Origin of the sequence: Staphylococcus sp. LCT-H4, assembly GCF_001866145.1 — a bacterium.
GTDB lineage: Bacteria > Bacillota > Bacilli > Staphylococcales > Staphylococcaceae > Staphylococcus > Staphylococcus succinus.
This window is the reverse complement of sequence record NZ_MODY01000002.1, coordinates 267,412-281,581: the sequence shown is the minus strand read 5'-3', so window position 1 is coordinate 281,581 and position 14,170 is coordinate 267,412. Positions and strand designations below refer to the sequence as shown.

Genomic DNA, 14,170 nt, shown 5'->3' with positions numbered 1-14,170 from the left:
AAAATATGTATTTTGAGCGATTTAAGTAAATAATTCTTAGAAATAATGGTATCATTATTTTAATTAACTGAAAATTCTTTTTATTTATGGCATATATGAATATTGAAGAAAAACTTTTTAAAACAGCACAGCAATTTATAAAATCTAGGTACCCTGAAGGTTGGGGAGCAGCCATGTATTCAAAAAAAGGTAATATCTGTTAGCACCAGAAATTATTAATGCTTCCTCAGCCTTTGTATTGAAACAGGTGCCATTTTAGAAACACATAAAAACCAAGATGCTATTACTCATTCTATTTGCGTAGTTAGAGATGATACACAAAGTCATTTTAAAATTTTCACACCTTGCTAGACTTGCCAAGAAAGACTAGCCTATTGGGGCGGTAAAATAAAAGTAGGCGTTACTACACGTAATAATCAATTATTATACAAAGATTTAAAAGAACTTCAGCCATACCATTGGACGCATGCTTATGACGACATTAAATATTGTGATGATGACGGTACTTAATTTAAATAACTTATTAATGAAAGGCATTTATTGTGATTTCATTTGCTATATCTTGTAGCTTAGACGTTTTCTATCTAAAATATTATTTATTCTAAACTTAAAAAAGTAGTTTCCATAATTATGGAAACTACTTTTTTAAGTTTAGAAATTCGTTTTACATTATTTATATTTTCTTATAATTCTAATGGCTCACCTGTTCTTAGTTTATCAGCCATTTCGTTTAATTTTCTTAGGCGATGGTTCACACCTGATTTAGATATACTACCGGTAGACATCATCTCTCCAAGCTCTTTTAGAGACACTTCTTGATGTTCAACTCTTAATTTGGCAATTTCCCGTAGACGTTCTGGCAAGTTATCTAATCCAATTTCTTGATCAATCAATTGAATACTTTCCACTTGCTTCATTGCAGCACTAACAGTTTTATTTAAATTTGCAGTTTCACAATTCACTAATCGATTCACAGAATTTCTCATATCTCTAACAATACGTACGTCTTCAAATTTTAATAAGGCTTGATATCCACCAATCAAACTTAAAAAGTCTGAGATTTTTTCTGCTTCTTTTAGATAAGCTATGCTGCCCTTTTTTCTTTCTAAGTGTTTAGCATTTAACTCATAATTATTCATCAACTGTGTTAAACCTTCTGAATGATCTTCATATAATGAAAAGACTTCGAGATGGTAGGATGATGTCTCTGGATTATTCACAGAACCACCAGCTAGAAATGCACCACGCAAGTAACTTCGTCTCATCTCATCATCTTGTATCATTGCTTCGTCAATTTCATGCGTAAATACGCCATTTTTTAAAATACCTAACTCGTCTAATATTTCTTTCGAGCGTGCTTTGATACGACATATATATATATTGTTCTTTTTTAACTTCATTTTCTTTCTTACAAGTAGCTCAATCTCAACATTAAAAACTTTTTTAATTAACGAATATATTCGTCTTGCCGTAGTAGCATTTTCTGTCTGTACGTTAATTACAAATTGTTGATTAGCTAGACTGAGTGCACCATTCATCCGTATAAGCGCACTGAGCTCTGCTTTAGCATTTGATTCATCTACTTCTATTCTTGTTAGTTCGTTTTTCATTTCGGATGCAAAGCTCATTATTTAATCAGTCCTTTCTTAAACTAAGACATCGGCTTAATTTTTATTCATTGCTATCTTTATTTCTATTAAACTCAATTGTTTCTGTTTCTCTCATTGCGATTTCGTAAATCATTTTAGCCAATACTTCTGTATTATGACGTACATAATTTTCTGAAGAGATTTCTATTAATTCAGGATGTGTAAAAACTTCGATATCTTGTGCTTCCATTACTTCAGTATGACATTGAACAGGTTCTGCGTTCTCTTGTCTATATCGCTCTAAAACATCTTTATTATATGTCTGAGTTCCACAAATTGCATAATTAATACATCTTTGTCCGATATGGTCATGAATCGCATTAACGTGATCAAGCACAGTATACCCATTTGTTTCACCAGGTTGTGTCATAACATTTGAAACATATAATTTGGGTGCATCACCACTTAACAAAGCGTCTGAAATCCCCTTCACACAGAGATTAGATATCACACTAGTATATAATGATCCTGGTCCTAGTACTATTAAATCTGCTTCTTCTAGCGCTTCTACTGCTTCTTGCATCGGTTCTACATCTTCTGGCTCTAAAAATACACGCTGAATTTTTTTATTTTTTTTCGGAATTTTAGATTCGCCATATACAATTTCCCCATCTTCCATTACTGCATTCAAACGTACACTTGTGTTTGTTGATGGAATGACGCGCCCTCTGATATTTAGTATTTTACTCAATTCCTTCACAGCATGTCCAAAATCATCAGTGATATTCGTTAATGCTGCAATAAGTAAGTTTCCAAGTGAATGTCCTTCAACTTGATTTTCTTTAAAACGATATTGAAATAATTGTTCTAACGTAGATTCTGTCTCACTTAATGCTGAAATTACATTTCGTATGTCTCCAGGCGCAGGTATATCCATTTCACTTCTGATTTTACCTGTACTTCCACCGTCATCGGCTACAGTAACTATTGTAGTAATATCAATTGGGTAATCTTTTAAACCACGCGCCAAAACGGATAAACCTGTTCCTCCACCTATGAGTACAAGCTTAATTCTCTTCATCTTTTTGTTTCACGCCACTTTCGACATATGCATCTCTATGATGCACATACACGTTATAGTCAAACTTTTCTTTTAATTCTGTCCCAATACGTTTCGCTAATGCTACAGAGCGATGCTGTCCACCTGTACAACCAATAGCAATGACTAATTGAGATTTACCTTCTTTTTGATATCTAGGAATCATAAAAGCTAATAAATCAATTAACTTTTCATAAAACATATTTGTTTCTTTCCATTTCATAACGTAGTTATAAACTATTTCATCTTCACCTGTTAAAGGTCTCAATTCATCAACATAGTGTGGATTAGGTAAGAACCTAACATCAAAAACTAAATCTGCATCCATTTGGATACCATGTTTGAATCCAAAACTTGTCACATTGATATTAAAGGTTGGAAAATCACTACGGTTAAAGTAATCACCTATACGCTTACGCAATGCTTTGGGCTTCATATGTGATGTATCAATCGTATAGTTAGCTATACCCTTTATCTCACTCAATAGTTCTCGTTCTTCATCAATAGATTCAATTAATGAACGCTGTCCATTTTCATTTAATGGATGTGCACGACGCGTTTCTTTATAACGCGAAATAAGTCTTTCGTTTGAAGCTTCCAAGAATATCATATCAACCATTACACTGTCATTGCTTTTAATTTTATCAATTTCTTGAATTAATGATTTAAATAATTCTTTCCCTCTTAAATCAATTGCAATCGCTACTTTTTGTAAAGACGGGTTGCCTTGCTCCATCAACTCTACAAATTTAGGCAGGAGGATTGGAGGTAAATTGTCTACGCAAAAGTAACCAATATCTTCTAAACTTTGAATTACTACGGATTTCCCTGCACCTGATAAACCTGTTACAACCAACAATTCACTTTTTACCAGTTCATTTTCTTCTCGCTGCATCTATTTACACCATCCATCGCTCATTTTATAACGCAAAATTTATATCTAAGTTGTTTTAAAATTTCATTAGTATTTAAAAACGTATTGCAAGCACTATTCATTCGTCCTCATTCATTGAAAATGGCACTCCATCTTTACATACCATTAAGTTTCTATCAAAAACGTATCTACTAAATGCTATGCTATCATATTATATTTTACATTAAAAACGACTAAGGTAGTAGTATCATTGCTTATATTTAACATCATTATTAATCAAAACCTTATATACTATACGACAGTATGATTGAATAGTATATAATCATTTTCACTTTTTTCTCATAAATTCTAAGGCAATTAATACGCAACATGCCGTATCCCTATCCTGACTTTATTCATAAAAAAATAGAATGCCCTGACTCACATATAAAATGAAAGTCGAACATTCTAATTATGACTGAATTTTATTTCAATACACAGGTTGCCTAATTTTCAAGCAATATGCAAGAGGCATTCATCAGTATCATTATACTTCAACTGTATCGTTTAAGTGTTCAATATAAGCAATAGCGCTTTGTGCAGCAATACTACCATCACCAGTAGCTGTTACGATTTGACGTAAACCTTTATCACGCACATCACCAGCTGCATAGATACCAGGTACTTTTGTGCTCATATCTTCATTTGTTTCGATATAACCTACGTCGTTTGTAATACCTAAGTCTAAGAATGGTGTTGTTAATGGTTTCATACCGATATAGATGAACACGCCATCTGCATCTAATGTTTGTTCAGAACCATCTTTTGTTGATTCTAAAGTTACAGATCCTACTTTGCCATCTTTATCATTAATTGTTTTTAACGTGTGGCTCCAAATAAAGTCGATTTTATCATTTTTAAATGCACGATCTTGTAGGATTTTCTGTGCACGTAATTCGTCTCTACGGTGAACAATAGTTACACTGTCAGCAAATTTCGTTAAGAATGTTCCTTCTTCAACTGCAGAATCTCCGCCACCGATAACGAATAATTTTTTCCCTTTAAAGAATGCACCATCACATACAGCACAATAACTTACGCCACGGCCACCAAGGTCTTGTTCGCCTGGTACACCAATTTTTTTATATTCAGCACCCGTTGAAATAATCACTGCACGTGCTGTTATTTCTTTATTTCCAAGGTTGATGACTTTGTAGCCACCTTTATCTTCAATTGATTTAATATCGCCATATTGGTATTGAGCACCAAATTTTTTCGCATGTTCAAACATTTTTGTTGATAAATCTGGTCCTGTGACCATTTCAAAACCAGGGAAGTTTTCAACTTCTTCTGTATTTGCCATTTGACCACCTGGCATACCACGTTCAATCATTACAGTACTTAAGTTTGCACGTGACGCATAAACAGCAGCTGTCATACCTGCTGGTCCAGCACCAATAATTGCAACATCAAAATCCACTTGTTCAGCCATTTATATTGCCTCCTATTTATTAATTCATTATGAGCATTATATATGATTTCTTGCATTTTATAAACTTATATGCTCAACAAATAATCTATCATTTTATTTAAGCGATATTGAGAAATATGGAACCATTCTAATACCTGTTGTTTGGTCACTTTTGTCTCGGTATTGCGATAATACATATACACAAACGCTGCTACGTAGTCATCAACTGGTGTGAGATCTACATTTTCAGAAATAATAGCTTCCGCTTGATCAATCCATACGATAAACAATGTTTCGTTATTTTTCAATGATTCCACATTGTACATCATTAACATGCCCTTGTGAATAAAATCTAACTTATTTAATTTTAAATCTTGAATTAAATACGTTAGATATAATTTTTCGTAATCATTCATCGTCTCTAGCACGGCCCAGATTTCTTCAGTCATAAAAACTTCTCTACCTCTTAATTGATTCAATAAGAATACACCATAAAGTCTATGGTGACTATCGTCATTCAACAATAATGGTAATATATGATGATCAAAGTAAACCTTACTATCTGCAACAATCCATGGAGCATAACCTACATCAACTTGTGAAATCTCCTGTAATTTAGACCAAAAATACTTACTTTCTTCTAGATTACCTAAATGGTAGTGATTATAACTCAAAGCGTTGTACATTTGAATAGAAAGGAACTTTCCTTTTCTATATAACGGTTGCAGAATGTTTTGAGAAGCTTGGTATTGTTTCAAATAGCATAATACGATACCTAACTTAAACGATTCATCATCATTCATTGGCATGACTGTGTTTAAAATTTTTAAATAGCGTTCGTACTTGTCGTTATCTTTTGTATTATAAAGCAACAGTGTATAGTGACATAATGCGTGTACGTCAGTATTATCTTCGAAGAGTAAACGCTCAAACATTTCTCTAGCGATATCATACTCGTTTAAATATAAATAACACATCGCAAGCAAATTACGTACCACGCGATGTTCTTGAATAGTCTCATCTTGATCTAATATATATGTCCTTGCTTCTGACAATCTCCCTTGCGAAAATAAATATTGAAAGATTAATTGTATTGCAAATAATTGACTTTCAATTTCTATTTTCTCTGCGGAATGATAGGACACTTCGAACATCTCTTCTAGTTCTTCTTGATAGTCTTCATCATTAGAAGCCAAAACGTAATTCATCCCAAATAAAAATGATTTATTTGGGTCATTTAACGTAATATTTAATTGGCTAAGTTGATAAAAACTATCTGGAACTTCTTCAGAACGAGCGATATTCTCATAAAAAATATGCTCAGCCTTGCTACCTAAACCAAGTTGAACAAGACTTTCAGCATATTTTACTTTAATATCAAATTCTTGAGGTGACATATCAAGCACTTTCCCAAAATAATCTGCGGCCTTTTTATAATCGTGTTGAAGAAACTTCTGCTCTCCAAGCTTTTTATAAAACGGGCTATCTAGTTTCATTTGTATCACTTTATCGTTATGCGCCATCTATAATCACCTCCTAGTTACTTAATTATTTTTCATTAGCATAGGATTACCATAAGCTAATGTATGATCGGGTATATCTTTTGAGACTACAGTACCTGCACCCACTTTAACGTAATTTCCAATGCTCACCCCTGGTAAGATGATTACATTAGCGCCAATTAAAGTATGATTGCCAATATTTACTTGACCAGTTCTAAATTCATCCACTAGAAACTCATGCGTTAATATTGTCGTATTATAACCAATTACACAGTTTTCTCCTATTGAAATGTATTCTGGATAGAGTAAATCTGGCACAACTTTATAAGCAAATGCAGTATGTGCCCCTATATTCATTTTTAAAACGTTACGATATATCCAATGCTTGATTTTTACTTGAGGTAAATACCTACAAATTTCAATAATAATAGTCTGTTTAACTATTTTAAATGTCTTAACGTAACGATACATGTACCAAAGTGGGTTCTTACCTTGTGTTTTTTTAGTGTTTAATTTGCGCATTTTCGCCTCATCACTTCGCTTTTTGATTCGGCCAAGTTAAAGGTCCGACATCTTTGTAACGTGGTGCTTTATATTTTAATCTTCTAATAATCATTATGGCAATACCTACAATAATTAAAATAATAGACATGAGTTGTGCAACGCGAATATTACTCGTCAACATTAAACTATCCGTACGCAAACCTTCTACGAAAAATCTGCCGATCGAATACCAAATTAAATACAAGCAAAGTGTATCTCCAACTTTTAAGTGCTTTCTTATGATTAATAGTATGACAAATCCAGCAATATCCCATACAGATTCATATAAAAATGTAGGCTGGTAATATTTGCCATTAACATACATATTATTAATAATAAAATCTGGAATATGTAAGTGTTCTAAGAAAGATTTTGACACAGGACCTCCATGAGCCTCGTGGTTCATAAAGTTGCCCCATCTACCAATTCCTTGACCTAATAACATACTTGGTGCAATAACATCACCGATTTGAAATGGATTAAGATTTTTCTTCTTACACACAAATATTCCCGTAATAAATCCACCAATTAAGCCACCATGTATTGCAATACCGCCATGCCAAATCATAGGTATTTCAATTGGATTTTGGGCATAATATGGCCATTGAAAGATCACAAAGTAGAGTCTTGCAACAATAAAGCCAAATATAGCACTCCAAAAAATGATATCGACCAATGTATCTTTGTCATGGCCGATACGTTTTACGCTAGCTTGGGCAATAAAATAGCCTAAAAGTATACCTGTGGCAATAATAATCCCGTACCAACGTACTGAAATGGGACCCAATTGTATAGCAATTGGGTCGATGTAATTTAACGTCATCATTTGTTAGTTCTCCTCATTGTTATTGCCATTACGCATTATTTCAGCATTTAGACGATCGTTGAATTCTTCAGCAGTATTGATACCCATAATATTCAGACGATAGTTCATTGCTGCAACTTCTATAATGACTGCAACGTTACGACCTGGTCGAACCGGAATTGTTTTTTTCGTAATTTCGTTATCTAATATTTTTAATTTTTCTTCGTTTAAACCTACACGGTCATACAACTTTTCTTTATGCCAATTTTCTAAATGTATATTTAGACGTAAGCGTTTTTCAGTTAATATAGACCCTGCACCAAATAATGTCATAACATTAATAATGCCTAGACCTCTTATTTCTAATAAATGTTCGATAAGTTTTGGTGCTTTACCAATTAATTCATCTTTACTAATTTCTCTAATTTCGACATTATCATCAGCTACAAGTCTATGACCACGTTTCACTAACTCAAGCGCCGTCTCACTTTTACCTATACCAGAATCACCAGTAATCAGTACACCTACACCATATACATCAACAAGCACACCATGTAGCGAAGTTGTTCTAGCTAGCTCATGCTCTAAAAATGTTGTTAGACGTCCCATGAGTTGTGTAGTAGCAATTTTAGAAGTAATTAATGGAGTTTCAAGCTCTTTAGCCGCCTCTATAAGTTCTTCGGGTGGCTCTAAATCTCTCGTCACAATAATAGCTGGTGTTTCTGGTCTACATAATTTTCTCATACGTCCTTTACGCTCTTCATCTGGTAATAAATTATAGAAAGATAATTCCGTTGTACCTAACAATTGAATGCGATCTGAAGCATAGTGAGAAAAATAACCTGCCATTTCTAATCCAGGTCTTGAAATATCCGTATTTTTAATTTGTTTGTTTAAACCTGATTCTCCTGCAATTAAATCAAGTTCAAACCGTTCTACTAAGCTTTTTGTAGTTAACATAGGTTCACCTCTATCAATATTTCTCCTACATGTGCGATATATTATTATCATATCAAAAAGACAGGATAATCCATATTAAAAAGTGTAGCAGAGCGATAATTTAATACTTAATATGAATATCATACCGTATATTAATAATCTATGATACACGTTATACACGATTGCAAAACACTTCTTTTTCTAATTAACCTTTATTATAACAATAAAATACATGATTATGCTTAGTTTCAACAAACAGAGGGTGCTCAAATGAACACCCTCTGTTGTTTATAGTATTATCGTTTTACCGTATCTCTTTCTAAGACAGCTTTTAAATATTGACCAGTGTAACTTTCTTTTACTTCAGCAATATCTTCTGGTGTGCCTGTAGCTACAACGGTTCCGCCACCGTCTCCTCCTTCTGGTCCTAAATCAATAATATAATCGGCCATCTTGATAACATCTAAGTTATGCTCGATAATGACAACAGTTTCTCCATTTTCCACAAGTTTATTAAGTACTTTTAGCAAGCGGCTAATATCATCAACATGGAGGCCCGTCGTTGGCTCATCTAGAATATAAATGGAACGACCAGTAGAACGTTTGTGTAATTCAGAAGCAAGTTTCACACGTTGCGCCTCACCACCAGATAAAGTAGTTGCAGGTTGCCCTAACGTTACGTAGCCCAACCCAACATCCACAAGTGTTTGTAATTTACGATGAATCTTCGGTACTTTTTCAAAGAAAAATGTTGCTTCTTCAGCAGTCATTGCTAATATATCAGAAATGTTCTTTCCTTTATAAGTAACTTCTAGTGTCTCACGATTATATCTTGAACCACCACAAACTTCACAAGGGACATATACATCAGGTAAGAAATGCATTTCAATTTTAATAATGCCATCACCTTTACACGCTTCGCAACGGCCACCTTTAACATTAAAACTGAAACGCCCTTTCGAATAGCCTCTCACTTTGGCTTCATTAGTTTGAGCAAAAATATCTCTGATGTTATCAAAGACTCCTGTATACGTTGCTGGGTTCGATCTTGGCGTACGTCCAATCGGTGACTGATCAATATCTATAATACGCTCCAATTGATCAATACCTTGTATATCATCACAGTCTCCGGGTTTAACCTTAGATTTATTTATCTCTTTTGCTAATGATTTATATAACACTTCATTTACTAGCGTACTCTTACCAGATCCTGAAACACCTGTGACAACAGTCATTGTAGATAACGGAAAATCAACGTCGATTTCTTTTAGATTATTACTACGTGCACCTTTAACACTTATCTTTCTATCTGTAATTTCACGACGTACTTCAGGCACTTCTATACGTTTTTTACCACTTAAATATTGACCAGTTAAGGATTTTTTACTATTCATTACCTGCTTTGGAGTGCCACTAGCAACAATTTCTCCACCATGCTCTCCTGCACCTGGTCCAACATCTACTAAGTAATCTGCCGCCCGCATAGTATCATCATCATGTTCGACAACTATAAGTGTATTTCCAAGATCACGCATTTCTTTCAAAGTATCGATAAGTCGGTCATTATCACGTTGGTGTAACCCAATTGATGGTTCATCTAAGACATAGAGTACACCTGAAAGTCTTGATCCAATTTGAGTAGCCAAACGAATACGTTGTGCTTCTCCACCAGATAAAGAACCTGACGCACGATTAAGCGTTAAGTATTCTAAACCAACATTATATAAAAACTCAAGACGTGAAATGATTTCCTTTAATATTTGATCTGCAATTTTTTGATTTTGGTCTGACAATTCAATATGTCGATAATGATATAACGCTGTTTTGATTGAATTTTCAACAATTTCACCTATATTTTTCCCAGCGACATAAACAGATAACGCCTCAGGACTCAAACGTTTACCATGACATGTCTCACAAGGTAGTTCCGTCATGTACTTGCTCATCATTTCTCTCACGAGTTCTGAGGGAGATTCATGGTAACGTCGATTAATATTATTGATAACACCTTCAAATTCCATAGTACGTTTACGTGTTGTACCGTTTCGCTGTTTAAAGACAAATTCAATTTCTTTGCCGTTTGAACCATTAAGGATAATATCTTTTTGTCTAGCTGTTAATGTTTTAAATGGTTTATCCATGTTAATTTTGTATACTTCACATACACGATTTAACAGTGTTGGATAAAAATCAGAACTCGTTGGTTCCCATGCTACAATAGCACCTTCGTTTAATGTTTTATTTTTATCAGGTACGATTAAATCTAAGTCTACTTTTAATTTTTGGCCTAAACCATCACAAGTTGGACATGCTCCAAATGGACTGTTAAAACTGAACATTCGTGGCTCTAATTCTCCAATTGAAAATCCACATATTGGACATGCATGATTCTCAGAGAACTTTAATTCATCGCCGTCAATGATATCTACAATTAAACTACCTTCTGAAAGATTCAAGCCAGTCTCAATAGAATCAGCAAGACGCGCTTCTATGCCTTCTTTGACCACAAGTCTATCAATAACAACTTCAATTGTATGATTTTTATTTTTGTCTAATTCAGGTACTTCATTTACATCTGTAATCTCACCATCTACACGTACGCGTACATAACCTTTTTTGCTGATATCATCGATAAGTTTTTCTTGTGATCCTTTTCTATGTGAAACCACAGGCGCTAATAGTTGAATCTTAGAACGTTCTTCAAGCTGCATGACGCGATCTACCATTTGCTGAACGGTTTGGGATTCTATTTCAATACCATGATTGGGGCAGAATGGCTTTCCAACACGAGCATAAAGCAGACGAATATAATCATATATTTCAGTAACTGTCGCTACGGTTGATCTTGGGTTCTTACTTGTCGTCTTTTGATCGATAGATATTGCTGGAGATAAACCTTCTATAGTGTCCACATCAGGTTTATCCATTTGACCTAAAAACTGTCGTGCATAAGCACTCAAAGATTCTACATATCTGCGTTGTCCTTCCGCATATATCGTATCGAAGGCGAGTGAGGATTTGCCCGACCCTGATAGACCTGTCATAACAATGAGTTTATCCTTTGGTATTTCAATATCTACATCTTTTAAATTGTGGGCGCGTGCCCCTTTTACTACAATGGATGGTTGTTTCATATTTGTCACCCTTCTGCTTTTAATTCAAATAACATATCTCTAAGTTCTGTAGCTTTTTCGAAATCTAAATCTTTAGCTGCTTGCTTCATTTCTTTTTCTATATTGGCAATCGTTTTTTGTCGTTCTTTTTTCGTCATTTTCTTAGGTACTTCAGTTTGTTGTTGTTCATTTGTTTCATCATTATCAACTGTAGCACTAATGACATCGTGTATTTTTTTATTGATTGTAGTTGGCGTAATGTTATGTTTTTCATTATATGCTTGTTGAATCGAACGACGTCGCTCTGTTTCATCCATAGCGAAGCGCATAGAGTCAGTAACCTTATCTCCATACATAATAACTTCTCCACCACTATTACGCGCTGCACGTCCTATGGTTTGTACGAGTGACCGTTCTGAACGTAAGAAACCTTCTTTGTCTGCGTCGAGAATAACTACAAGCGAAACTTCAGGAATATCGATACCTTCACGTAATAAATTAATCCCTACGATGACATCGTATGTGCCCATACGCAAATCCCGAATGATTTCAATACGTTCTAACGTTTTAATTTCAGAGTGTAAGTAGTTTACTTTAATTCCCGCTTCTTTTAAATACGTCGTTAAATCTTCACTCATTTTTTTAGTCAACGTGGTAACTAACACACGTTCATTACGTTCTATGCGTTCATAAATTTCGCTGATTAAATCATCAATTTGATTTTCAGTTGGACGTAAATCAATCTTAGGATCTAATAATCCGGTTGGACGAATAATTTGTTGAACCATTTCATCTGTATGTTCTAACTCATATGGCCCTGGTGTTGCAGATACATAAACAAGTTGATTAGTTTTATCTTCAAACTCAGAAAATTGCAAGGGTCTGTTATCCAAAGCACTCGGTAGACGGAACCCATGATCGACAAGCACCTGCTTACGTGCACGGTCACCATTATACATACCCCTTATTTGTGGTAACGTCACATGTGATTCGTCGATCATCACTAACCAATCGTCTCCAAAATAATCTAAGAGTGTATACGGTGTAGAACCCATAGGTCTTAATGTTAAATGTACTGAATAATTTTCAATACCAGAACAAAAGCCCATCTCTCTCATCATTTCTAAGTCATAATTCGTACGTTGTTCTAAACGTTGTGCTTCTAGTAATTTATTCTCAGAGCGTAATTCAGTTAATCGCTCTTCTAATTCTGTTTCAATTCTTTGAATGGCCGATTTCATTTTTTCTTCGCGTGTTACGAAATGGGATGCTGGGAAGATAGCGAAGTGGTCACGTTCTCTTAATACTTCCCCTGTTAGATAATTCACTTCTCGTATGCGATCAATTTCATCACCAAAAAACTCTACCCTAATACACATTTCTTCACGAGAGGCTGGAAAGATTTCTACTACATCTCCTCTGACGCGGAACGTCCCGCGTCTAAAATCAATATCGTTTCTTGTGTATTGAACATCTACAAGTTTTCTTAAAAGCTCACTTCTATCCATTTCCATACCTACTCGAACACTAACAACTAAATCTCGATATTCTTCAGGATTACCTAAACCATAGATGCAACTTACACTTGCGATAATAATAACATCATCCCGTTCAAAAAGTGCACTTGTAGCGGAGTGGCGTAATTGATCAATTTCATCGTTAATTGAAGCATCTTTTTCTATAAATGTATCTGTAGATGGTACATACGCTTCTGGTTGATAATAATCATAATAACTGACAAAGTATTCTACTCTATTTTCTGGAAAAAATTCTTTAAATTCACTATATAATTGTCCTGCTAATGTTTTATTATGAGCGATAATCAACGTAGGTTTGCCTACTTGCTGAATAACGTTACTCATTGTAAATGTTTTACCTGTACCCGTAGCTCCAAGTAATGTTTGGTGTCTTTTGCCTTCGTTTACACCCTTTACAATTTCTTTTATCGCTCCTGGTTGATCACCTTGTGGTTCAAAGTCAGATTGTAGTTTAAATGGATAGTGTTCCATAGTGACACACGCCTCCTATATTTTTTCTAGTTACTATGAACATACTTTATGTGCCTATTCCCTATGTTAAAAATTGTATGTTTAATATCTGCATATGCTTAATCTTGTTATATATTTTAACAGATTTCAAGTTATTAAAGCAAACATTTGTTCGCATAAATAACATAGTTTACTATAAAGAAAAAACAAACATAGTGACGTTACCATGTTTGCCTTAATTGCTTATGCCAATTTTAATTTTTTATTA

Annotated in this window: 10 protein-coding genes and 1 pseudogene; 1 reads left to right on the top strand and 10 read right to left on the bottom strand. The window is 34.3% G+C overall.

What is annotated here, in order from left to right:
- Window positions 1-95 precede the first annotated feature (95 nt).
- Window positions 96-510: pseudogene (locus BK821_RS13225) on the top strand (cytidine deaminase).
- 173 nt (window positions 511-683) lie between these two features.
- Here BK821_RS13225 and whiA read toward each other — a convergent pair.
- The 10 genes from whiA to uvrB all read right to left on the bottom strand — a co-directional run bounded on the left by whiA (window position 684) and on the right by uvrB (window position 13,923).
- Window positions 684-1,628 carry a DNA-binding protein WhiA gene (gene whiA, locus BK821_RS06270; protein ID WP_046837221.1) on the bottom strand — a complete coding sequence of 315 codons (945 nt, stop codon included), beginning with the start codon at window positions 1,626-1,628 and terminating at the stop codon, window positions 684-686.
- Between the two features lie 43 nt (window positions 1,629-1,671).
- Complete coding sequence (locus BK821_RS06265; protein WP_046837220.1) at window positions 1,672-2,670, bottom strand: gluconeogenesis factor YvcK family protein; 999 nt, start codon at window positions 2,668-2,670, stop codon at window positions 1,672-1,674.
- Window positions 2,657-3,583: an RNase adapter RapZ gene (gene rapZ / locus BK821_RS06260; protein ID WP_046837219.1), complete on the bottom strand. Its 927-nt coding sequence runs from the start codon at window positions 3,581-3,583 to the stop codon at window positions 2,657-2,659. The genes BK821_RS06265 and rapZ overlap by 14 nt, the downstream gene beginning before the upstream one ends.
- Before the next feature lie 505 nt (window positions 3,584-4,088).
- On the bottom strand, window positions 4,089-5,033 hold the full coding sequence (trxB, locus tag BK821_RS06255) for a thioredoxin-disulfide reductase (protein ID WP_046837218.1): 945 nt from the start codon (window positions 5,031-5,033) through the stop codon (window positions 4,089-4,091).
- 65 nt (window positions 5,034-5,098) lie between these two features.
- Window positions 5,099-6,535 (bottom strand): tetratricopeptide repeat protein, encoded by a 1,437-nt coding sequence (locus tag BK821_RS06250; RefSeq protein WP_071331428.1) that lies wholly within the window; start codon window positions 6,533-6,535, stop codon window positions 5,099-5,101.
- 21 nt (window positions 6,536-6,556) lie between these two features.
- Complete coding sequence (locus BK821_RS06245) at window positions 6,557-7,036, bottom strand: acyltransferase (protein ID WP_071331427.1); 480 nt, start codon at window positions 7,034-7,036, stop codon at window positions 6,557-6,559.
- A 10-nt stretch (window positions 7,037-7,046) separates the two neighbouring features.
- Window positions 7,047-7,883, bottom strand: a complete 837-nt coding sequence (gene lgt, locus BK821_RS06240; RefSeq protein WP_046837215.1) for a prolipoprotein diacylglyceryl transferase — start codon at window positions 7,881-7,883, stop codon at window positions 7,047-7,049.
- A 3-nt stretch (window positions 7,884-7,886) separates the two neighbouring features.
- A complete protein-coding gene (gene hprK, locus BK821_RS06235) occupies window positions 7,887-8,822 on the bottom strand; it encodes an HPr(Ser) kinase/phosphatase (RefSeq protein WP_071331426.1) in 936 nt (311 codons plus the stop codon).
- Between the two features lie 275 nt (window positions 8,823-9,097).
- On the bottom strand, window positions 9,098-11,935 hold the full coding sequence (uvrA, locus tag BK821_RS06230) for an excinuclease ABC subunit UvrA (protein WP_071331425.1): 2,838 nt from the start codon (window positions 11,933-11,935) through the stop codon (window positions 9,098-9,100).
- Window positions 11,936-11,940: 5 nt separating this feature from the next.
- Entirely contained in the window at window positions 11,941-13,923 is a 1,983-nt protein-coding gene (gene uvrB, locus BK821_RS06225) for an excinuclease ABC subunit UvrB (RefSeq protein WP_046837212.1), read from the bottom strand.
- Window positions 13,924-14,170: the final 247 nt, after the last annotated feature.